Annotated in this window: 16 protein-coding genes, 2 tRNA genes and 1 riboswitch; of the genes, 11 read left to right on the forward strand and 7 right to left on the reverse strand. The window is 56.9% G+C overall.

The window, feature by feature from the left end; genetic code table 11:
- Positions 1-30: 30 nt before the first annotated feature.
- Positions 31-1,494 (reverse strand): alkaline phosphatase, encoded by a 1,464-nt coding sequence (locus DRET_RS11485; RefSeq protein ID WP_015752717.1) that lies wholly within the window; start codon positions 1,492-1,494, stop codon positions 31-33.
- Positions 1,495-1,748: 254 nt separating this feature from the next.
- On the opposite strand from DRET_RS11485, the gene DRET_RS11490 reads away from it, so the two are divergent.
- The 5 genes from DRET_RS11490 to DRET_RS11510 all read left to right on the forward strand — a co-directional run bounded on the left by DRET_RS11490 (position 1,749) and on the right by DRET_RS11510 (position 6,013).
- The gene (locus DRET_RS11490) at positions 1,749-2,096 is read left to right on the forward strand and encodes a TraR/DksA family transcriptional regulator (protein ID WP_015752718.1); all 348 of its coding nucleotides are present in this window, start codon (positions 1,749-1,751) and stop codon (positions 2,094-2,096) included.
- 76 nt (positions 2,097-2,172) lie between these two features.
- A riboswitch (TPP riboswitch) is annotated at positions 2,173-2,283 on the forward strand.
- A 152-nt stretch (positions 2,284-2,435) separates the two neighbouring features.
- Positions 2,436-3,245 carry a bifunctional hydroxymethylpyrimidine kinase/phosphomethylpyrimidine kinase gene (thiD, locus tag DRET_RS11495; protein WP_015752719.1) on the forward strand — a complete coding sequence of 270 codons (810 nt, stop codon included), beginning with the start codon at positions 2,436-2,438 and terminating at the stop codon, positions 3,243-3,245.
- Positions 3,226-4,008, forward strand: coding sequence for an ABC transporter ATP-binding protein (locus tag DRET_RS11500; protein WP_015752720.1), 783 nt, complete (start codon positions 3,226-3,228; stop codon positions 4,006-4,008). Before thiD ends, DRET_RS11500 begins: the two co-directional genes overlap by 20 nt.
- Positions 3,990-4,742, forward strand: coding sequence for an ABC transporter permease (locus DRET_RS11505; RefSeq protein WP_015752721.1), 753 nt, complete (start codon positions 3,990-3,992; stop codon positions 4,740-4,742). Before DRET_RS11500 ends, DRET_RS11505 begins: the two co-directional genes overlap by 19 nt.
- A 332-nt stretch (positions 4,743-5,074) precedes the next feature.
- The gene (locus tag DRET_RS11510) at positions 5,075-6,013 is read left to right on the forward strand and encodes an ABC transporter substrate-binding protein (protein ID WP_015752722.1); all 939 of its coding nucleotides are present in this window, start codon (positions 5,075-5,077) and stop codon (positions 6,011-6,013) included.
- A 133-nt stretch (positions 6,014-6,146) separates the two neighbouring features.
- Here DRET_RS11510 and ltrA read toward each other — a convergent pair whose 3' ends face one another.
- The 4 genes from ltrA to DRET_RS11530 form a co-directional block, all read right to left on the reverse strand.
- Positions 6,147-7,403 carry a group II intron reverse transcriptase/maturase gene (gene ltrA, locus DRET_RS11515; RefSeq protein ID WP_244147912.1) on the reverse strand — a complete coding sequence of 419 codons (1,257 nt, stop codon included), beginning with the start codon at positions 7,401-7,403 and terminating at the stop codon, positions 6,147-6,149.
- A 625-nt stretch (positions 7,404-8,028) separates the two neighbouring features.
- Positions 8,029-9,198, reverse strand: a complete 1,170-nt coding sequence (gene metK, locus DRET_RS11520; protein WP_015752723.1) for a methionine adenosyltransferase — start codon at positions 9,196-9,198, stop codon at positions 8,029-8,031.
- Positions 9,199-9,257: 59 nt separating this feature from the next.
- The gene (gene ahcY / locus DRET_RS11525; protein WP_244147942.1) at positions 9,258-10,673 is read right to left on the reverse strand and encodes an adenosylhomocysteinase; all 1,416 of its coding nucleotides are present in this window, start codon (positions 10,671-10,673) and stop codon (positions 9,258-9,260) included.
- Positions 10,674-10,825: 152 nt separating this feature from the next.
- Positions 10,826-11,755, reverse strand: a complete 930-nt coding sequence (locus DRET_RS11530; protein WP_015752725.1) for an ArsR/SmtB family transcription factor — start codon at positions 11,753-11,755, stop codon at positions 10,826-10,828.
- Positions 11,756-11,976: 221 nt separating this feature from the next.
- Here DRET_RS11530 and DRET_RS11535 point away from each other — a divergent pair, with 221 nt between their 5' ends.
- The 6 genes from DRET_RS11535 (at position 11,977) to DRET_RS11560 (ending at position 16,439) form a co-directional block, all read left to right on the forward strand.
- Positions 11,977-12,447: a DciA family protein gene (locus tag DRET_RS11535; RefSeq protein ID WP_015752726.1), complete on the forward strand. Its 471-nt coding sequence runs from the start codon at positions 11,977-11,979 to the stop codon at positions 12,445-12,447.
- A 90-nt stretch (positions 12,448-12,537) separates the two neighbouring features.
- Positions 12,538-12,882, forward strand: a complete 345-nt coding sequence (locus DRET_RS11540) for a hypothetical protein (protein WP_015752727.1) — start codon at positions 12,538-12,540, stop codon at positions 12,880-12,882.
- A 173-nt stretch (positions 12,883-13,055) separates the two neighbouring features.
- Positions 13,056-13,129: transfer RNA gene (locus DRET_RS11545), tRNA-Gln, on the forward strand.
- Positions 13,130-13,142: 13 nt separating this feature from the next.
- A tRNA-Glu gene (locus DRET_RS11550) sits at positions 13,143-13,220 on the forward strand.
- Between the two features lie 610 nt (positions 13,221-13,830).
- A complete protein-coding gene (locus tag DRET_RS11555; RefSeq protein WP_015752728.1) occupies positions 13,831-15,000 on the forward strand; it encodes an FIST signal transduction protein in 1,170 nt (389 codons plus the stop codon).
- Entirely contained in the window at positions 15,000-16,439 is a 1,440-nt protein-coding gene (locus DRET_RS11560; RefSeq protein ID WP_015752729.1) for an ATP-binding protein, read from the forward strand. The genes DRET_RS11555 and DRET_RS11560 overlap by 1 nt, the downstream gene beginning before the upstream one ends.
- 25 nt (positions 16,440-16,464) lie before the next feature.
- Here the strand turns inward: DRET_RS11560 and DRET_RS11565 are convergent, their stop codons facing one another.
- Together DRET_RS11565 and DRET_RS11570 are read right to left on the reverse strand one after the other, a co-directional pair.
- The gene (locus tag DRET_RS11565) at positions 16,465-17,919 is read right to left on the reverse strand and encodes an NAD-dependent succinate-semialdehyde dehydrogenase (RefSeq protein ID WP_015752730.1); all 1,455 of its coding nucleotides are present in this window, start codon (positions 17,917-17,919) and stop codon (positions 16,465-16,467) included.
- A gap of 109 nt (positions 17,920-18,028) precedes the next feature.
- Positions 18,029-21,718, reverse strand: a complete 3,690-nt coding sequence (locus DRET_RS11570) for a pyruvate carboxylase (protein ID WP_015752731.1) — start codon at positions 21,716-21,718, stop codon at positions 18,029-18,031.
- Positions 21,719-21,729: the final 11 nt, after the last annotated feature.

Below are 21,729 nucleotides of genomic sequence, written 5' to 3' on the forward strand. Positions count from 1 at the left end.
CTGTCTGTTTCTTCGTTGCGGTACTCGGATTTAGTTGGTCGCCAGATAGACCTTGGGCGCGATGCCCATGCTTTCCATGATCTTCGTGGCGATATCGGTATTATCATACGACCCGTTGAACTGTTTGGCACCGACTCCGATGGCCGAGGTAGAGACCGGCACACCGGTGTGCTTGTAAGAAGTCCAGCCCATGCCGGCTTTTTGGTCCAGGATGTGGGTCAGGGTCACGGCCAGGGGATCGTAGCCACCATAGAGGAGGTAGGTCCGCTTGTCCTCGGAGCTGACCTTCTCCGCGCCCATGGAGCGCCCGAAGGCCTCCTTGATCTGAGCAACCTCATGGGCGGCCAGGGTCATGGGGTCTTCGGCCGGACCATCAAAGCGCAGGCCGAAATTGTCTTCGATCACCGGCTTGATGTCCGCAAAGCTCGCTTCCCCGTTTTCCTTGAAGGCCGGCAGAACCTGCTGCGTAAATTTGCGAAAGGAGATCTTCTGCTTGCCCAGGACCTCGAAATTGGTGGCGTACTTTGTACCGGCAAAACCGAGGGTCAAACCGCCGCATTCGTGGTCACCGGTGACCACGATCAGGGTTTCCTCCGGATGCTGTTCATAGAATGTGTAAGCCTCGTTCAACGCGGCATCAAAGGCCAGGGTGTCGTGAATGGCAGCGGTGGCGTCGTTGGCGTGGCAGGCCCAGTCGATCTTGCCGCCTTCGACCATCATGAAAAAGCCCTTCTCGTTGTCCAACAACTCGATGCCCTTGGCCGTGAATTCCTTGAGCGAGATGTCCTGATCCTGGCGCTGGTCCATCTCGTAGGGCAGGGCCTTGCTGTTTTGCAGCCAGTCATTCCAGGCCAAAACTTTGCCGTCAGCCGGGCCCAATTTTGCGAAGGCCGGCTTGGAATTGATCAGGGTGTACCCGTTTTCCTTGGCCAGATCGAGGGCGTTGCCGACGTAATTTGCGGAATTGTCGCGGGAGTTGTCCGGATCCTTTAACCCCCCACCGGCGAAGTAGTCGAAGCCGCTTTCCGCCAGGGCCACATCAATATCATAGTATTGGCCGCGAGCTTTGACGTGGGCATAAAAGGCCGCAGGCGTGGCGTGGTCGATGGACACCGAGGAGACAATCCCGACCTTCTTGCCCTGCTCCTTGGCCATTTCCGCCAATGTTTTCACCGGGCGCAGCTGGGTGTCCAGACCGACCACGCCGATGTTCGTCTTCTGGCCGCTGGCCATGGCCGTGGCCGCCGGAGCCGAACCGGTGATAAAGCGGTCCGCGGCATAGGTCGAGGTGATACCCTGGGCCGGGAAACTGTCCATCAACAATTCCCCTTGGATAAATTCAGCGGCTGCACTGCGCTGCGGCAATCCCATGCCGTCCCCGATAAACAAAAAGACGTACTTGGCCTGCTTGGCCAGTGCCAGACTCGGCAGCAGGGACACAACCACAAGAAACAGTGCCAGACGCAGCAGAAATTGCTTTTTGAGCATGCGCATATCTTCCTCCTTTGCGCAAAAACGACAGAACACGATACCTTCACACACGGTCTCCCTCCGCACCTCAGGCTATGGCCCGTTTCGGTGACACAGGCATGGCGCCTGTGTGCCGTTTACAAGGCCACCGTCATTCTATTGTGCTGCATTCGACACCGCACGGTCATGCACACAGTGATCATGGTGGTTACAAGGCGGACAATGGACGGGTCCACAAGTCCAGCCCTTCGTTGCCATCCTGAAAAAAGGAGACCAGTATGGACCGCGAGCAATTGCACCACATGAACACTGTACTGTCCCAGAAAAAGCAGGAATTGGAGGAGGCCATCGGCCAGATGCAAAACGACCTGGCCACCATGCCCCATAATCTGGCAGATCCTGCAGATCAGGCCACCCTCTCCACCGACCGCCAACTCGCCTTGCTTCGCCAGCAACGGCTGTTGCACCAGCTCCATGAAGTGGAGCAGGCCTTGCACCAACTCGCCAACGGGGAATACGGTCTGTGCGAGGAATGCGGAGAGGAGATCGGCGTGCCCCGGCTGGTGGCTTGCCCGAGCGCGCGGTTGTGCATCGAATGCCAGGAACAGTTGGAACGCGCCGCGTAAAAAACCATCCACTCCCGGGTACACATTCCCTGTGGCCCGGTCGCTTTACAGAAAGCATAATGATCTGCTAGCGTGAATCTTTCGCTAGGGGAGGGGAGTATATCCCCTGAGAGTCCCGACACCGATCGGGAGACCCTTGGAACCTGAACTGGGTAATACCTGCGCAGGGAAGCGAGTCGACACGTGAGTCAGACCCGGTGTCTGCCAAAACGCTGCCGTACCGCTTCCCTTTGATCAGGGAAGCGGTTTTTTTTGTGCCGCAGGGATTGCCGCCCGCGCAATCCGACCTCGGATCGCGCGCCGGGACCGATTGCCACCGGCATCGACAAGGAGGCAGCCATGAAGAAAATTTTGACCATCGCCGGATCCGATTCCGGCGGCGGCGCCGGAATCCAAACCGACCTGAAAACCATCGCTTTGTTAGGCGGGCACGGCACCAGTGTCCTGACCGCCCTGACCGCACAAAACACCCTCGGCGTCCAGGGGGTCCATCCCGTACCCGAGGCATTTATCCGGCAGCAGATGGAGTCCGTGCTCACGGACATCGGAACCGATACCCTCAAAATCGGCATGCTGGCCACCGCCGGCATCGTCCGGACCGTAGCCGAGGGGCTGCGGGCGCTCACTGCCGCCCCGCTCGTACTCGATCCGGTCATGGTCGCCACCAGCGGTGATCCCCTTCTTGCCGAAGACGCCCGTCAATCGCTGCAGGACAACCTCTTTCCCCTGGCCGCTGTGGTCACCCCCAATCTCGGCGAGGCCGAACTGCTCTGCGGCTTTCCGGTCACCGACCGGGCCGGCATGGAACAGGCGGCCGCAGCTATCCACGCCCGAGGGCCAGCCTATGTGCTGCTCAAAGGGGGCCACCTCGTCGACGATGCCGCGGACCTCCTGTTCGACGGCCACCAAGGCATCTGGTTGCCGGGCCACCGCGTAGACACGGTGCACACCCACGGCACCGGCTGCACCTACTCCGCGGCCATCGCCACTTTCCTGGCCCAGTCCGGGGATATGGTCCAGGCCGTTACCCAGGCCAAGCGGTTTATCACCCGAGCCATCGCCGCAGCCGGACCGCTGGGCCACGGCCGCGGACCGACCAACCCTTACGCCGCCGTCTTCGGAACCGACGATGCCCATGCATCCGCCTGAGCATATCGCCGTGTCCGAACTGGCCGCTCGCTATGTTGCGGACGGGAGCACGGTCTTCTCCGAGATGACCTTTGCCCTGCCCCCGGGACAATGCCTCGCCCTGATTGGGCCCAGCGGCTGCGGCAAATCGACTCTGCTCCACGTGCTGGCCGGGCTTTTGCCCACGCACGAGGGAAGTGTGACCTACGGCCAAAAGCCGGTCTCCGACCTGCGGGGCCGTGTCAGCTACATGCAGCAAAAAGATCTGCTTCTGCCCTGGCGCACTGTTGAGGACAACGCCGCTCTGGGGCTACTCATGCAGGGCCATCCCAAAAAGGCCGCCCGACAAACCGTCCGCGACCATCTCCCCGGGTTCGGGCTCGCCGAGGCCGCCGGAAGCTATCCGCACCACCTCTCCGGAGGCATGCGCCAGCGCGCGGCGCTGCTGCGCACCCTGCTGTGCAGCAAGCCGGTCATCCTTTTGGACGAGCCCTTCGGCGCGCTGGACGCCATCACCCGCCGGGCCATGCACGACCAACTTCTGCAAGTCTGGCGCGCCTTGGGGGCCTCAATCATCCTCGTGACCCACGACGTGGACGAAGCCTTGATCCTGGCTGACACCGTGCTGGTCCTCACCCCCTGCCCAGCCCAGGTCCAGACCAGTCTTGCCGTCGATTTGCCCCGCCCGCGCCAAGTCACGGACCCGGCCTTTGTGGAGCACAAAGCATTCCTGCTGGAGCAGTTGGACACCTGGAGCTCTCCTACATGCGCCGCCGTTTCCTGAACTGCCTCTGGCCCCTGGCGGTCCTGGCCGGCCTGCTCGTGTTCTGGGAAATCGGCGTCGCCGTATGGGATATGCCGCACTATATCCTGCCGCCACCATCCCGGATTGCCCAGGCCCTGCTCGCCCACTGGCCCCGGCTCGTGCCCCACGCGCTGACCACCTGCAGCGAGATCGTTCTCGGTTTCGGGGTCGCTCTGGCAGCCGGACTGCTCCTCGGTGCCGGCATCGCCGGTTCACGCATCCTGGAACGGGCCCTGCTGCCGCTGGTCATCGGTTCCCAGACGATCCCCGTCTTCGCCATTGCCCCGCTTCTGGTGCTCTGGTTCGGCTACGGCATTGGGTCCAAAGTGGTCATGGCGGCCCTGATCGTCTTTTTTCCAATCACCGTCAGCACCGTCCAGGGACTCAAGGCCGCGGACAGGGATCTGTTGGATCTGCTGCGGGTTTTGGAAGCCGGCCGGTGGCGGATATTTTGGACCGTGCGGGTGCCCCAGGCCCTGCCGCATATTTTTGCCGGAGCCAAGATCGGCATGGCCGTCAGCGTCATCGGCGCGGTGATTGGAGAATGGGTCGGGGCCAGGCAGGGACTGGGGTACTATATGGTCCAGGCCAACGCCCAGATGCAAGTCGACCGTGTCTTTGCGGCCATTGTCCTGCTCTCCATGATCGGTGTGGGCCTCTACGCCCTGGTCGTGCTTGTCGAACGCTGGCTCACTCCCTGGCGACGGACCTGACCGCGGGGTTACGCTTTCCAGAACTGAATCAGCGTCAATTCCAAACTTGGAAATCCAGTTCTGGAGATTTTGAATACGGCCTGAAAGCTGTCTGAGCGAGTTCGGCCGCGTTTGCTCCTGCCGGCACACCACCTGGCAATACGCAACAATACAAACACAAGCTCCCACGGCGGCTCCACTCGCGGCAGGCAGGAGGACTACGTTGCCTTCGAGCGAGTTTTTTCAGGCCGCAGGCAAAATTTTCAGAACCGGCTCGGCGACAATCCCGAGCCTTGCCCCCGAGCCTTTGGCAAACCCCTTTTGTATTCACCCAATCACCACGGAGGTTGTATATGCATTTACGTTGTGCCCTTTTGACGCTGACATTCCTGCTGGCCTCGGTCCTCCCGGCCCACAGTGCCACCTCGCTCATGCTCGACTGGTACCCCAATCCCAACCACGCCACCTTGAACGCGGCCAAGACCCAGGGATTTTTTGCTGACCAAGGACTGGAGGTCGATCTCCAGGTCCCGGCCGATCCCAATGATCCGTTGAAATTGGTGGCTGCCGGCAAGGTCGACTTCGCCGTCTCCTATCAGCCGACCGTGCTCCAGGCCCGAGCCGAAGGGCTCCCGGTGGTCGCTGTCGGCGCTCTGGTCCAGCACCCCCTAAGCTGCGTTTTGTACCGCAAAGACCAAGGCATCACCTCGCCAGCCGACTTCAAGGGCAAACGGATCGGCTATTCGGTGGAGCCGCTGTACCGGGTCCTGTTTGAAACTGTGGCCGGACACGCCGGGCTGACTCCGGAGGACTACGAGACCGTTCGCGTCGGCTTCAATCTGACCCAGCCACTTTTGTCCGGGAAGATCGCCGGTTCCGCCGGGGCGTTTCGCAATTACGAAGCGGTGCAGGCCGAACTGGAGGGATTCGACGTCGGGGTCTTCGCCTTTGAAGAATACGGTGTGCCGGATTTCTACGAACTCGTTTTGATCGCCAACGCCAAAACGGTCAGCGAAGCACCAGAAAAGGTCGCCGGGCTGATCAATGCCTTAAAGCAGGGCACCGAGTGGACCCTGGAACACCCAAAGCGCTCCAGAGAAGCTTTTTTCGCCAGCTATCCCGATAGCGCCAATGAACTCAACCGGCGCGCTTTCGAAGCCACACTGCCCTTTTTCAAGGGCAGCCCCGCCCAGACCCGGCAGCGGTGGGAAGCCCTGGAGACCTTCATGCGCGACAAAGGGTTGCTGAACAACCCCGTGGACCTGGACACCCTCGTCTGGCAACCCGAATAATCGCCAGGTGCAGCCCATACTCCCGTCTGGCTGCTTCGCCCCTTTTTGAGGTCCCATTTCCATCGAGTAGGAGGGGGCCTTGCGGCCCCCGTCCTCTCACACCACCGGGCATACGGTTCCGTACCACGGCGGTTCACCTGACACTTTGAGCTTTGCGAAGTTGATCTTGCAGTGACACGAGTCCAAGTGAATCAAAGTATTTCTTGGGGAATGCCTGGTTCATATGCGATGCGCCGGAGTTCCACCATGGCCCGCGGCCGTTGATGGCGGATTTCCAGGCGCGCTCTTCAGTCAGTCCCCGGCGAATCAGGTTCCTTGCTCGGGCGTAGGGTCGTTTCCAATGCCGCCACAGGATATTGCGCAATCTGCGGCGAATCCACATGTCCAGTTCTTCAAAAACTCCCTTTACCTCCGCCAGCTTGAAGTAGTTCATCCAGCCTCGCAGTTTCGGCGCAAGGGTGTCTATCGTCTTCTTGAGCGACCGTCCCCGCCCACGTCGAAATTCCTCCCGTACCGCCTGTTTCAGGCGTTTGACCACACTGGGCGCAACCTTGAGCCGCGGCTGCGTATGCCAGGTCATCGAGTACCCAAGGAATTTCCTTTTCCATGGCCGGTCAACCGCGCTCTTATCCGCGTTGACCCTCAACTTCAACCGCTCTGTCAGAAACCGGGTGATCGAGGCCATTGCGCGTTCGCCGGACCGTTTTGTTTGCACGTAGATATTGCAGTCGTCGGCGTATCGGCAGAACGCGTGGCCTCTGCGTTCAAGCTCCTTGTCCAGGTCATCCAGAAGGATGTTGGACAAGAGCGGCGAGAGGGGGCCGCCTTGCGGCGTGCCCTCCTTTCGTTTCGATGCAATTCCCCCCTGCATCAGCCCCGCTTGCAGGTAACGCCGGATGAGGACGAGCACCCGCTTGTCCTTCACCTTGCGGGCCACGCGCGCCATGAGCACGTCGTGGTTCACGCGGTCGAAGAACTTCTCCAGGTCCATGTCCACGACCCACCGTTTGCCGGCGGCAGCATGCTCCCGTGCCTTGAGCACGGCCTGATGCGCACTTCGACCGGGCCGGAAGCCGTAGCTGGATTCGGAGAAGTGAGGGTTGAAAATGGGGGAGAGCACCTGGTGCAGCGCCTGCTGTATCAGGCGGTCCAGCGCCGTCGGGATGCCCAGTTGGCGCACCCCGCCGCCGGGTTTAGGGATTTCCACCCCGAGCACCGGCTGCGGCTCGTACCGTCCGTCCAGCAACTCCTCTTTGATTCGGGCCCAGTTGAGCGTGCAATATCCCCATACGTCGTTGACGCTCATGCCGTCGACTCCGGGGACGCCTTTGTTGGCGCGTACACGCTTGTAGGCCGCAAGCATGTTCTCGCGTCCGACCACCGCTTCCATCAAACTCTGCTGCTCCGGATGGGAGTACTCCTTCGTTGCCGTGACGCTTGACGCACCACTACCGTACTCTCGGGGATTCCGTCCCCTACCCTCGGGTGTGGCGACGGGCGTCCCAGCCCGTCCTTCTGCGGCTCCGTTCGTCATCGAAATTTCGGGCTCCCGTCCCGTGTTAGATGTTCGGGCCTTCAGTCCGGTCGGGGGACCTACTATGCACTCGGCTGACTTCTGCCCGCCCGTCCCGACGCCTCGCGACGCCGGTAGCACATGGCAGGCGGACAGACCTCCCCGGGTAATGCGCACCCACCTTCACGCTTATGCCCGCCGCATATACGTCCATGCTTTCCGTACAAGTACAGGGCTTTGAAGATAATGGACTCCTTACCCGGCATGGCCGCCTCGTATGCGATTCCTGTTCGTCAGGCCAGCGTTTTGCCTGCGGCTTCCTTCAGATCCCACCTCGCGGTGGACACCCTTGCCGTCCGGCTAACAGTTCCCCTTGTCGGGCCTGTAGAGGACTTTCACCTCCAAGTGGGTGCGCCCTGCCGGGCGCACCAAAGAAAAAGGCCGCGGTCGTTTGACCGCGGCCTTTTTGCATTTAGTGCCTATTTCTGGCGCCACCTTGGAATCAGATCTTGCACGCCGTACGCAAATCCTCGGTCGCGTCGGTACGCTCCCAGGTAAAATCGGTGTTGTCACGGCCAAAATGGCCATAGCAGGCCGACTTTTTATAAATGGGGCGCAAAAGATCCAGCCGCTGGACAATGTGATAGGGTCGCAGGTCAAAGACGTCGCGCACGGCCTTGGTCAACCGCTCGTCCGGAACCTCACCGGTGCCTCCGGTGTTGACCAGGACAGAAACCGGCTCGGCCACACCGATCACATAGGCCAGTTGCACTTCGCATTGCTGCGCGAGTTCCGCGGCGACGATATTCTTGGCGATATAGCGTCCCATATAGGCGGCGGAGCGATCGACCTTGGAAGGATCCTTGCCGGAAAAGGCGCCGCCACCATGATTGCCCATACCGCCGTAGGTGTCCTGGATAATCTTCCGCCCGGTCAGGCCGCAGTCGGCCAAGGGCCCGCCGGTGACAAACCGGCCGGTGGTATTGATATAGATCCGGGTATTCTTATCGATCATTTCTTCGGGCAGAGCCTTGCCGATGACTTCGCTCTTGATGGCGTCGACCAGATCGTCCTGGGCGATTTGGTCGTCATGCTGCGCGGCAACGATAATGGTGTCGATACGCTGCGGCACACCGCCCTGATATTCAACGGAGACTTCGGTCTTCCCATCGGGGCGCAAAAAATCCAGGATACTTTTCTTGCGCACATACGACAGCCGGCGGGAGAGCTTATGGGCGTAGTAAATGGGGGCGGGCATCAGGGTCCGGGTCTCGTTGACGGCAAAGCCGAACATCATGCCCTGGTCACCGGCGCCCTGTTCTTCGGGCTTTTCCCGGTTTACGCCCTGGGCGATGTCCGGTGACTGTTTGTCGACGGACGAGATCACCCCGCAGGTATCAGCGTCAAAGCCCATTTCCGAACTGGTGTAGCCGATCTCCCGGACTGTATCCCGGACAATGCTCGGAAAGTCTGCGTAGGCGGTGGTGCTGATCTCTCCGGCGATAAAGGCCAGACCGGTGGTCACCAGCGTTTCGCAGGCCACCCGGGCGTTTTTGTCCTGGGCCAGAATGGAATCCAGGACCGCATCCGAAATCTGGTCGGCGACCTTGTCCGGGTGCCCTTCGGTGACCGACTCGGAGGTAAAAAGATACTTTTCCATACTCGCGATCATTGTTCTACTCCTTGGTATCTAAAAGGACCGGCAGGCATGATCCCACCGGACCGAAGGTGTTAATACCGGTAATGCTCGGGCTTGAAAGGTCCGTTGACCGGCACGCCGATGTAGTCGGCCTGCTCCTGGGTCAGGCTCTCCAGCACCACTCCGATACGTTCCAGATGCAACCGAGCGACTTCCTCGTCCAGGTATTTGGGCAGGACCATGACCTGGGGCTCATATTCGTTCCGGGCCAGGTCCATCTGGGCCAAGACCTGGTTGGTGAAGCTGTTGGACATGACAAAACTCGGGTGTCCGGTGGCGCACCCCAGATTGACCAGTCGCCCTTCAGCCAGGACAATGATGGAATTGCCGGACTCCAGGGTCCATTTATCGACCTGGGGCTTGACGTTATCCTTATGGCAATTGGGGTTGTCCTCGAGATAATTCATCTCGATTTCGTTATCGAAATGCCCGATATTGCAGACGATGGCTTCGTCTTTCATCTGCTCCATATGCGCGCCGGTGATGACGTGGTAGTTGCCGGTGGCGGTGACGAAAATGTCGCCAAGCGAAGCCGCCTGGTTCATGGTCGTCAACTCATAGCCTTCCATGGCCGCCTGCAGGGCGCAGATGGGGTCGACCTCGGTCACCAGGACCCGGGCACCGAGCCCCTTCATGGCTTGGGCGCACCCTTTGCCAACGTCACCGTAGCCGCAGACGACCACGATCTTGCCGGCGATCATCACGTCTGTGGCCCGCTTGATGCCGTCGGCCAGGGATTCCCGGCAGCCGTAGAGATTGTCGAACTTGGATTTGGTCACCGAATCGTTGACATTGAAGGCCGGGAAAAGCAGCTCGCCGCTTTCCGCCATCTGGTACAAGCGGTGCACGCCGGTGGTGGTTTCCTCGGAGACCCCGCGGATGTTGGCCGCAATGCGGGTCCATTTCTGCGGGTCCCGGTTGTAGCTGTCCACGAGCCGGTCGAGCACGCACTGAAATTCCTTGTTGTCCGTCTTTTGCTCAAGCAACGCCGGATCTTTTTCCATCTTGGCGCCCTGATGGACGAACAGCGTCGCGTCGCCGCCGTCGTCCACGATGAGGTCAGGGCCGCTGCCGTCGGGCCAGGTCAGGGCCTGCTCCGTGCACCACCAATACTCTTCCAGGGTCTCCCCCTTCCAGGCGAAGACCTTGGCCGTGCCCGCTTCGGCAATAGCCGCAGCCGCGTGATCCTGAGTGGAAAAGATGTTGCAGGACGCCCAACGGATGTCTGCGCCCAGGGCGTACAAGGTTTCGATAAGCATGGCGGTCTGAATGGTCATGTGCAGACTGCCGGTGATTTTCATTCCTGAAAGCGGCTTATCCGGACCGTACTTTTCCCGCAGGGCCATGAGCCCCGGCATTTCCTTTTCCGCCAGCCGCATTTCCTGCCGGCCCCAATGGGCCTGTCCCGGGTCGGCTATTTTCGATTCCCGTGCCGGATCCAATGCAATGGCCACGGCAACCTCCTTCTCGGTTTCTGATTATACGTGAGGCGCAGCGCTATGGCGTAGGCACGACGCCCTCTGTCCTTGATCCAAAAATCTGTTGGCCCCGTCTGGCCGTGACCGAGACCACCTCGAATCCACAACTTCAGGAAAACGTTCTATTGGGCGGTCCCCTCAGTGGGTTTGATCACGGTATAGACGACAACTTCTAATCCCTGATCCGCAGGGACGCGGGAGAGATTGGTCACCGCCAGCCCGGCACCCTCGAGCCAATGCTGAATTTCCTCAGGGCTCAGACCGAGCCAACGGTCGCTGTATGCCGCGCGCATGGCCTCCTGATCATGGGGGGCGAAATCGGCCAGCACCAGTTGGCCGCCGGGGGACAAAATACGAGCCGCTTCGCCCAAGGCCGCTCCCGGGCTGACCAGATGGTGCAGGACCATGGACAAGACCGCGAACCCGCATTCGCCATCGCGCAGTGGCAGATGGGCCAGGTCGCCGAGCCGGAGACTGATGTCCAGGTCACCGGGCAGGTGCGTTCGAGCCAGGGTCAGCATCTTGGCCGAGTTATCGACCCCAATAACCCGTCGGGCCCGCTTGGTGAGCACCGGCAGCAGTTCACCGGGGCCGCAGCCCAGATCCACCGCCGCCTCGCATTCGGGCATGATCCGCTCCACATGCGGAGCGATATCAAAGCCGCCGAGGGCTTCGCGCCCGACATCCCCCCATTGGGCGGCCACACCGTCAAAAAATTGTTGCGTGCTATGGACCCGCTGCCGGGTGACCTCGGCCGCCCGGACCAGATCCGGAGCAAGGTCCTCCTCCGCGGCCAGAAACGGAGCCAGCGCTTGCAAAAAGGCCTGGGCCTTGCCTCGGCGGGCCCCGCGGTAAAAGACCCACATCCCGTCCCGGCGCGAGGTCAACAGACCACAGTCGGCGAGAATCTTCAGGTGCCGCGAAATCCGTGACTGCCCCATATCCATGATCTGCACGATCTCACCCACATTGAGTTCATAGTGCTGGAGCAAATGGACCAGGCGCACCCGGGTAGGATCGGCAAGGGCTTTGAAAAAATGAACACTTTCCATGTAAATCCACAATTGCTGTCGTGGGCCCTGGCAAACACAATGCCCCAAGGCCCGTCGTGCCGCCCCTTGACGCTGCCGCAAATTAGTGGCCCTGTAGAGGCAACAACACGTGTCCGTCGCCTTCTGGGCCGCGCTCAAGGCGATGCATAACCATATCTGAAAAAGTTGATAACGTGCTACGCGATCAGGTGCCACCCGTCAAGGCACCGGAGGGCGGATCCATGCAAGACATCAAAGAGGCCCTGGGCTCGCTGCTTCACGATAAAGATGCCACCAGCATCCAGCAGGACCTCGTCCGTCTGTGGCGCAACTGGCCGGATATTATCGGCGCGGAGACCGCTCAACTGGTCAAGCCGCTGGGCCACCGCAACGCCACCCTCATTCTCGGGGCCGAGGACGCGGTCACGCTCCAGGAGGCCTCCTTCGCCCAGGAGGAGATCCTGGACGAAATTGCCGCTTTTTTTGGCCGACAACCTTTTGACAAAGTCAAGTTCGAACTGTTATCCAACCGAACTCCCTTGTCCGAAGTCCAGGTTGGGCCCCGTATCAGCCCACCGGTGCCGCACGCTATCCCTGAGGTCGGCAATCTGCCCCTGGACGGAATGGATGAGGACTCCGCGTTTGCCTCTTGCTACCGGGCCTATGTGCGGTTTTGGCAGAAGCAGCGCCAGAATGGATCCGACCACCGCTGATATGCAGCGGATACCAATAAATATCCTGCAGGCCGACCTCCGCCATTGATGCGGATCCCTGCAAGGCAGTTGCCAATAGGAGGAGACACCATGAGCGACGAACTGACCCTTGAATCCCTGGATCTGAAAAAACCGCTGGAAAAAATGACCGCCAAAGAACTGCGCGAGCTGGTCATCGAAAAACTGCCCCAAATCAAGGGCGCCTCCGGCATGGACAAGGACCAGCTCCTGTCCGAGATCAAAGAGCTGCTCGGTATTGAGGAAGAGGATGCCAAAAACGCCTACAAGGAACATATCTGGGCCCTGAAACGCCAGATGAAGGACTTGCAAAGCAAACGGTTGCAGCTCGGCAACGACAAGAAAAAAGAGCGCGACCAGCTGCGCAAACAGATCAGCCGGCTGAAAAAGCGCACCCGTCGTTTGGCGGCCAGCTAATATTTTTGGCGCAAGGCAAAAAACCCCTTTTCCAGGGGTAGACAGCGACCACAGATTTCTTTACAAGCAACGACTTCAGACGCACCCCGCGTCAGGCCAAGAAAAAAATTTCATCTCGTGAAATCTTTTCTTGACAGACACCGGCACTTTCCTTAAATACGGTGCTTCCTCGCTGGGGGATCGTCTAGGGGCAGGACAACGGATTCTGGTTCCGTCAGCCTAGGTTCGAATCCTAGTCCCCCAGCCATTCACATATTTGCGTCCCCATCGTCTAGCCTGGTCCAGGACACCGGCCTTTCACGCCGGCGACAGGGGTTCAAATCCCCTTGGGGACGCCAAATTTACTATTCAGTGGTTGCAATCTGGTTGCAATCTTTCAAAAGCCCTCGGGATATCCTGCCGAGGGCTTTTTTTGTACCTGCCACCTGGATCGATAAAGATCGCAGACACCAACCGAATTCTGCGACTATGCCCGGGGCGGGCCTCAGAGTCGCCCCCCCCCTTGCCACTCGCTTCGCGTTCTCTCCGCATTGCCTGGAGAGGCTCCTTTTCCCTGTGCATGGGGCCCAGCCATTTGGATCCAGGTACAGGGCCTCATCCCCAAATCTGCTCCCGCTTTTGAACTGGCTGCATCCCCTTTTCTGGCCTGCCGCCTTCGCCCGCCAATGAGCGCCTGCAAATCTCCTGCATATACAGAGAGCTACAATCAAATTGCCTTGGGGCATGTTTTTCGTCTATGCATGGCATTCGCCGATCTCCAGCCCAGTTGGTTGCTGAAAAATACTGAAATCCCGCAGCCCGTGCCCAAAACGCAAATGACTGCCGCAAGAGGTTCACGGCATTGGGTCCGTAGTGGTCATGAGCCTGAATGCTCTGCCTTTTGCTCATTGGGGCGATTTCCAACAGGCTGCCGGATCAAAGTACAGCCGCAAATCCAGGGAGTGCACCATGCGCATGGTCAATGGCCAGGCAGAAGGAACGGATCCGTTACAGACGGCAACGAAAGTGATTGACCAATGCAAGCAGGAGGTTGGCACCGACGCCCCTTCTCTTGCCCTCGTATTCACCTCGATGCTTGATGCTGATTTGGAAAGTGTCCTTTCCCGAATCGCCCAGGCGTTCCCCGATACCCCTTTGCTCGGTTGCACAACGGATGGCGAGTTCAGCAATGTGCGGGGCGTGAGCGAAGACTCGCTGGTCCTTTCCCTGCTGTGTTCCAGCCGCATGGAAATCGCCGTGGGCATCGGCGATGCTCTTTCCACGAATACTCGTGGCGCTGTCCGCCGGGCGGCACGTCAGGCACGCCACAAGCTCAAGGGCGAACCGAAACTGTGCCTGGCGCTTCCTGACGGCCTGCATTCCTTCACCAACCCAGTGGCCGAGTGCCTTGGCGAAGAATTCGGCCCCAACGTCCCTGTGCTTGGGGGAACAGCCGGCGACGATTTCCGGATCGAGCAGACCTTCCAGTTTGTGAACGGGGAGATCTACACCGATGCGGTCGGCCTCCTGCTTTTCGGAGAGGGCGTGCGTTTTGGGTACGGCCTGGCCAGTGGCTGGACTCCCGTGGGACCAACGCACACTGTGACGCAGTCCACTGGGTCCGGAGTCACCCGTGTGGACGGACAGGATATCTTTTCCCTGTACAAGGATTATCTGGGCGTCCAGCATCTCGACATCGGTGAAATCTCCCCCTTCTCCATCGCCCTGTACGACGAGTCCAGCCAATCCTACTATTTTCGTGCCCCGGCCCACGTGGATGACCAAAACGAGATCCTCTTCTTTGCGGGCCAGGTCCCGGAAGAGACGCAATTCAAGATGACCGCCTTCGGCCGCGACGCAATCGCCCAGGCCGCCCAACAGGCGGCGCAACAGGCGCTGTCGAATTACCCCGGCTCCCAGCCTGACGCGATCCTCTCATTTTCCTGCGCTTCACGAAAACAGATTCTGGGCACCCGCATTGCTGAGGAACAGCACCACCTGGGGGGTGTTTTCGGCCCTGAAACACCCTTCGCCGGCTTTTACACCTACGGTGAAATCGCGCCGTTGGTGCAAAACAGTCTTCCGTTTTTCCATAACGGTTCCGTGATTACGATTTGTCTGGGTGAAGAGGAGGCGTGATGGAAGATTCGGCTTCAGAGAACAGCCTGCGCCGGGAAATCGCAAGGCTTCGCAAACAGCAAAAACAGCAAGAGCGGGTCTACGACCAACAATGCCATCTCCTCAAAAGCGTCAATGACAAATATGAACAGAGCCTGAAAGAACTGGAGAACGCCAACGAACGGCTGCAGCAGCTGGCCACCGAGCGAGCCGAGACCTTGCAGGCCCTGGAGCTGACCAACAAAAAACTGCAGTTGGAAATCGAGCAGCACCTAGCGACACAATCGGAGCTGAAAAAGGCTCGGGACCTGGCTGAGGAGGCAAACGAAGAAAAAAGCGCCTTTCTCGCTGCCATGAGCCACGAAATTCGCACTCCGTTGCATGTGGCGCTGGGCATGTTGGGCATTGTTTTGGAAGAGGACCTCCCAGCGGAAGTGCAGCGCAAGCTCCGCATCGCGCATGACGCAAGCAGCCACCTTCAAGGCGTGATCGGTGACATTCTGGATTTTTCGAAAATTGAATCCGGCATGCTCCAGTTGGAGGAAACCTCGTTTTCCTTCAAGGAAATGGCTCGGCTTATTGTCCAGTGCCTTGAGCCCCGCGCGGCCGAGAAGGGAGTGGAACTGAGCACTGAAGTTGCCGAGACGCTTTCGGGGTACCAGCGCGGGGATCCCTACCGGGTGCGACAGATCCTTTTCAATCTCGTGGACAACGCCATCAAGTTCACGGAAAGCGGATTTGTCAAACTGTCCGCCCACCTTGAGCCATGCGGCACGGCCACGGGTACGGACATGTATGCCATCGAAGTCCAGGATAGCGGGGCGGGTATCGCGCCGGATAAGCTGCAGACCATTTTCGAACGCTTCATCCAACTGGACCAGACACAGGCCAGGCGGCAGAGCGGCAGTGGATTGGGCTTGTCGATCTGCGCCAATCTGGCCGAGATGATGGGCGGGACGATCCGAGTCTCGTCCCAGGAGGGCAAGGGCAGTCTCTTTTCAGTCCACCTCCCCTTCGTTCCCTGCCCGGGGACAGGTGACACAAACAGCTTCATCCCAGAACCCGGGGCCTCTGAAAGTTTGCGTATCTTGCTGGTGGAAGACCATCCCTTGAGCGCCGAAGTGGCCACGCACTACCTGCGCAATCATGGCCATTCGATCATCCATGCCCCAAACGGCGACGACGCCTTGGTCGCCCTGGGGCACTCCTGCTTTGATTTTGTCCTCATGGATGTGGAGATGCCAACAAAAAGCGGCATCGAGGTCATTCGCGAAATACGGAATGGATCGGCGGCCAGCACCGTGCCCATATTTGCCATGACCGCCCACACGGTCCCGGAGATACACAACCAGTGCGAACAGGCCGGTGCGGATGGGGTCATGACCAAACCGGTCGATTTTGGCGTCCTGAACACGAAGATGCACAAGGCGATTATCCAAAATAAGGCATCAAGGCGCTGACTGCTATTTTTCGAAACAATTATAACTACATATCGATATTAAAGCTCGTATATTTTATTTCAGTATAGTCATCAATTCCATGACGAGACCCTTCTCGACCAAGCCCACTTTCTTTTATTCCACCAAAAGGGGCTTCGCATGTTGATACGTGTCCATCATTAACCCCTATCAATCCATACTCCAACGCTTCCGAAACACGGAAAGATCGATTTATATCACTTGTATAGATATAGGCTGCCAAACCATATTCAGTATCATTAGCCAATGATATTACTTCTTTTTCCGTTTCAAATTCGAAAACAGGTGCTAAAGGCCCAAAAGTCTCTTCATGCGCAACATTCATATCTTGTGTGACATTTGCCAATATGGTAGGCTCAAAGTAATTCCTCCCTAATGAATGACGCTTCCCACCTATAACTAAACGTGCCCCCTTACTTAATCCATCTTCAATTTGCTCACTTACATGCTTAATTGCATTACTATCGATAAGAGGGCCCTGGGAAACGCCTTCTTCTAATCCATCACCAACCTTAAGTGAGGAAACAGCCTGTCTAAATTTTGTCAGAAAACGATCATATATATTTGACTGGACATAAAATCTATTTGTACACACGCATGTTTGCCCAGAATTTCTATATTTGCTTAACATTGCCCCTTCTATAGCCTTGTCAATATCAGCATCCCCAAAAACAATAAATGGCGCATTACCCCCCAATTCCATCGATACCTTTTTCACACTTCCTGCACATTGTTGCAACAAAACCTTCCCAACCCTCGTTGACCCAGTAAAACTCACCTTTCTCACTATCGGATTGCCCGTCAGTTGCCCCCCAATAGCACGAGAATCACCGGTTATAACATTGATCACACCAGCTGGCACACCTGCCTCCTGAGCAAGTCGGGCCATTGCCAAGGCTGAAAATGGAGTTTGACTTGCAGGCTTAATAACTGAAGGACACCCAACTGCCATGGCTGGCCCCACCTTACGCGCAATCATAGACATTGGGAAATTCCAAGGAGTTATTATTCCAACGACCCCTACCGGCTCTTTGGTAATATGTATTCGTTTATTTACCGCAGGTGGCGGCACAATTTCACCGTAAACTCGGCGAGCCTCCTCGGCAAACCACCGTATAAAGCTAGCGCCAAAAGCTATTTCCCCTCGTGCTTCCTTCAAGGGCTTTCCTTGTTCGAGAGTCATAAGGCGCGCTAAGCCTTCCTGATTTTCCATTATTAAATTATACCAACTTAGCATGATATTTGCCCGCTCAAGCGCTGTTCGTGATCGCCAAGCGGGAAACACATCCGCAGCTATCGAAATTGCGCGGTCGGTCTCTTCCTTTCCGCAATTCGGTACATGACCAATAATGCCCATGGTTGCTGGATTGTCTACCTGGATCATTTCCCCACTATCGGAAAAAACCATCTCATCACCAATTAGGCAACTCGTACGGGAAAGAATTTCCTCGTCAATATTCATTAAAAATGCCCCTTTTTCTCTAAAACCCTAAAAATTAGAGCCATAAATAACTCACATGCAACACCCTCATGCGAGAGAAATTCATATATTTTTAGTATCGTACAATGAACTATATATTTTTCTTCCCACACCATGGACAAAATATACAATCCTGGTTCGGAAAGGTCTCTCCACACTCAACACAATTGATTTTACCTTTTCCTATGACAACCAAAAGCTCACCCTCTTTGACCGGTACCATTTTCTTATCTTCCATATAATTAGCTGCCTTAACTACCCTTTCAACCATTCCGTTTACTTGCGCCAAAACAGCCTTCTCTTGCTTCATAATTGAAATATTAAATATCTCGTCTCCCTTATTCACCTGATCTCCAGGCTGCACATGCATTACCCAAAGATCCCCAGTGCTTGGCGCTGCTACTTGACACGGATCTTTGGGATCAGCCATTTCTACTTCGGTGATTCCTCCTCCTGAAGGCTCAGCAACCTGTACTGAGTGAGTGAAAGATTCAGAATCTAATGTATAGCGAACAGTACTGATTCCACTTTCATCCGGGCCTGTAATATCTTTCATAAAAAGATGATGGGGCTTGCCATGCCGATCTTTAAAATAAATTTCTTCATTAGCTTGCAAGCCTTCAAACCAAACATGTAAAGGCAGTTGATTAGGATCACCATATTTATTAATAAAATCGATTGTTTTCAATGCATCTCCTGGATGATTGCAATACATAACAACTTCCTCTGAAGATGCTTCACGGCCTATTTCTTTTTGTAGAGCTTTTTTTTCATTTTCTATATTAATATCTTGTAAGTATGGCAAAGGTGAATAGGATGTTCTTTTTTCCAAAAATTTCCTGAATTCTTCACCAAAAGCTGATTCATACACCCAATCAGGGGGAAACCCCAAAGGCAACTTCCCATAACGACCCAGCAACAGTTGCCGAAATGCATCGTTGCTATCCTGATATATTTCAAGACGAGCCGTACGCAAAGCTTCAGACAGGGAATCTTCTGGAGTTGAGACCACTGTCTCTAAAATGCGTAGTAGACGTTGAACTCCTTTTTCTCCCTCACGCTTATACGCTCCAGTTACTGCCAGAAAAGCTGTGTTCCATGTTATCTGGGAGCCGGGGGTCACGTCATGGTAATGCACAATCTTCCGGCTCCCGGCCAAAAAACGAAGCATATAAGGCAAAAGATGGATATACCCCTGCTTCATGGCCCCTTCTTGGGACGAAGAGGTCGCACCTCCGGGCATACCATGATAAACGACATCATGGTCAATACCCTGAAAATGTGGCGCTGTATATCTATCATAATAAGGCATTATTTGCTTAGCAACAAAATTGGCTTTTCGAATCATATCCTTGTTCAAATTATTATCGACCCCAATCTCACCTTCAATATACGCTGCCGTAGCAAGAACATCTCCTTGTCCATACCACCTAACTGTAGATCCAATACCAGTATCCACAATGTGTGCACCTGCTTCAACAGCAGCACCAAGTGCGGGTACAAATAATCCATCTGTATAATGTCGATGATAATGGAGGACTAAATCAGGATATTTTTTCCGAATAGACTCGACAAGCCTACGTATGAATCGTGGAGGACACGCCCCTGCCATATCTTTTAGCCCGAGACAAAATAACCGGCTGGCCTGGTATGTATTTGTCCCTGTCACATCTGCCATGAGACGAACTACAGACTCAGTAACTTGCATATAGTGATCGACATCAAACTCCTTCGCCCAAGTTATGGACAAGGCTGGCTCAAAAACATTGCCTCGACTATTGGCAACCACTTCGGCAAAGGGCCGCATGTTCTCGATATGGTTCAGAAAATCAAAACAGCGGATGATATCGTAATGCTCGCAGATCATCTCCCCGGTGCGCTGCATCAGATTTTTGGGCTGGGGCTTGTAGCCCAGAACGTTGGTCGACCGGATCAGGATCTGCTTCGGGGTCTTGGGAGCGAACTCGTTCCATTCCCTGGCTTCGGTGAAGGGATAGGTCATGTTCGCCAGCATGGCCACGTGGAAGTGGGCCCCGCCACCGTTTTCCAAGGAGAAGAATCCGCAATTGTCCAGATAGGGGCCGATAAGCCGGTCCTCGGCCAGGCGGAACCGGTTGCCACTGTTGGACTGGGTGATGTCCCTGGTCGTGGTGTCCGTGAAATGGACATGCTCAGTATCCCGAACATAATCGAGCAAGGCCTGACGGTCTCCCCGGGGATACGGCGATTCGATGGCGTCGAAATCGACTTCCGGCTGGACCACGTCCAGGGCACCGAGGCGCTTGTCCGATCGGCCCCGGTATTCCCCGAGTTGGACAAAGGGATTGTGGCCGTAGGCCGAAATTTCGCAAACCAGTCGGCCCAAACGCTGCGCTTCCGCCTCCTTGCTGACGTATTCGAGCAATTGCGGCGTCTTGCCCACAAAGGTCGTATCGTAATCGCCGGACCGGAATTGCGGATTGGCAATAATCCGCTGGTGAAAGGAAATGGTCGTTTTGACCCCGGAAATGACATATTCGCCCAGAGCCCGCTCCATGACCCCGAGGACCTTGCTCCAGTCCCGGCCGTAGGCGATGAGCAGGGAGGCTGCCGAATCGTACTGGGAAGGGAATTCATACCCGGCGGCAAGACAGGAATCCACACGGACCCCCTGTCCGCCTGGAGAGAGGTAGCGGGTGATGCGCCCGGCATTGGGCGCGAAACCGTCCTGCGGGTCTTCGCAGTTGATGCGCACCTGCAAGGCGTGGTTCCCGGGACAAGGCTTGGCATCGTCCAGACGGAGTTTGGCGCCAAAAGCCACCGCTATCTGTTCCTCGACCAAGTCGATGCCATAGCGGCACTCGGTGATGCCGTGCTCCACCTGAAGCCGGGTATTGACCTCGATCAGGTAGGGATTGCCCTCCATGTCCACCAGGAATTCGACGGTGGCCAGGGAATGGTAGCCCACAGCGCTGACCAGGCGACGGGAGTACTCCTTGAGCCGTTCGCGCAACTCCTCAGTCATCACCGGCCAGGGCGAGGGCGTGATCTCGACGAGCTTCTGGTGATTGCGCTGAACGGTGCAGTCGCGTTCGTCAAAGGCGAAGACATTCCCGTGCTGGTCGGCGATGACCTGGATTTCGATGTGCCGGATCGAGGTCAGGAGCTTTTCGACATACAGGCGGGGGTTGCCAAAGGAGGCTTGGGCCAGGGAGGAGGCTTTGGCAAAGGCGCGTTCGAGTTCGCTTTGCTGGTAGACTTCGTAAATGCCGCGCCCTCCGCCGCCGCCTTCAGCCTTGAGCATGATCGGAAAATCGATGTCCTCGGCAATCCGGCGGGCCTCGTCAATGCTCACCGCACCGTCAGACCCCGGAACGACAGGGACCCCGTGCTCTTTGGCCAGATTGCGGACCTGGACCTTGTTGCCCAGGATATGCATCGGTCTGGAAGGCGGACCGATAAACACCAGGCCAGCGGCCCGGCATTTTTCCGGAAAGGCCTCATCTTCAGAGGCGAACCCCCAGCCGGGGTGGATCGCTTTGACCCCGCGCGCCTTGGCCCTGTTTATGATTAAATCTATATCTAGATACGCTTGGGGGTTAGACCCAAGGAGCAACAATTCTTGAGCACCGGTGGTAAAGGGAGCGGTTTTATCTTCCTCTGTTGCCGTTATGATTGGAACGGCCTGAAAAACCTCTAATATAGAACGAGCAATGCGCCTTGCAGGAATTCCACGATTTGCTACTAATATTGGCTGATCACGTAGTTCCTCCACAACGCTCTCAAAAGCTTTTTCCTGCATGCTGACCTCAT

The sequence above is a fragment of the Desulfohalobium retbaense DSM 5692 genome, from assembly GCF_000024325.1.
Classification (GTDB): Bacteria; Desulfobacterota; Desulfovibrionia; order Desulfovibrionales; family Desulfohalobiaceae; genus Desulfohalobium; species Desulfohalobium retbaense.

Bases quoted from the DNA above. Each gene is read 5' to 3' on its own strand.
- DRET_RS11485 (WP_015752717.1), bottom strand. From the start codon at position 1,494: ATGCGCATGCTCAAAAAGCAATTTCTGCTGCGTCTGGCACTGTTTCTT.
- DRET_RS11490 (WP_015752718.1), top strand. From the start codon at position 1,749: ATGGACCGCGAGCAATTGCACCACATGAACACTGTACTGTCCCAGAAA.
- thiD (WP_015752719.1), top strand. From the start codon at position 2,436: ATGAAGAAAATTTTGACCATCGCCGGATCCGATTCCGGCGGCGGCGCC.
- DRET_RS11500 (WP_015752720.1), top strand. From the start codon at position 3,226: ATGCCCATGCATCCGCCTGAGCATATCGCCGTGTCCGAACTGGCCGCT.
- DRET_RS11505 (WP_015752721.1), top strand. From the start codon at position 3,990: ATGCGCCGCCGTTTCCTGAACTGCCTCTGGCCCCTGGCGGTCCTGGCC.
- DRET_RS11510 (WP_015752722.1), top strand. From the start codon at position 5,075: ATGCATTTACGTTGTGCCCTTTTGACGCTGACATTCCTGCTGGCCTCG.
- ltrA (WP_244147912.1), bottom strand. From the start codon at position 7,403: ATGGAAGCGGTGGTCGGACGCGAGAACATGCTTGCGGCCTACAAGCGT.
- metK (WP_015752723.1), bottom strand. From the start codon at position 9,198: ATGATCGCGAGTATGGAAAAGTATCTTTTTACCTCCGAGTCGGTCACC.
- DRET_RS11530 (WP_015752725.1), bottom strand. From the start codon at position 11,755: ATGGAAAGTGTTCATTTTTTCAAAGCCCTTGCCGATCCTACCCGGGTG.
- DRET_RS11535 (WP_015752726.1), top strand. From the start codon at position 11,977: ATGCAAGACATCAAAGAGGCCCTGGGCTCGCTGCTTCACGATAAAGAT.
- DRET_RS11540 (WP_015752727.1), top strand. From the start codon at position 12,538: ATGAGCGACGAACTGACCCTTGAATCCCTGGATCTGAAAAAACCGCTG.
- DRET_RS11555 (WP_015752728.1), top strand. From the start codon at position 13,831: ATGCGCATGGTCAATGGCCAGGCAGAAGGAACGGATCCGTTACAGACG.
- DRET_RS11560 (WP_015752729.1), top strand. From the start codon at position 15,000: ATGGAAGATTCGGCTTCAGAGAACAGCCTGCGCCGGGAAATCGCAAGG.
- DRET_RS11565 (WP_015752730.1), bottom strand. From the start codon at position 17,919: ATGAATATTGACGAGGAAATTCTTTCCCGTACGAGTTGCCTAATTGGT.
- DRET_RS11570 (WP_015752731.1), bottom strand. From the start codon at position 21,718: ATGCAGGAAAAAGCTTTTGAGAGCGTTGTGGAGGAACTACGTGATCAG.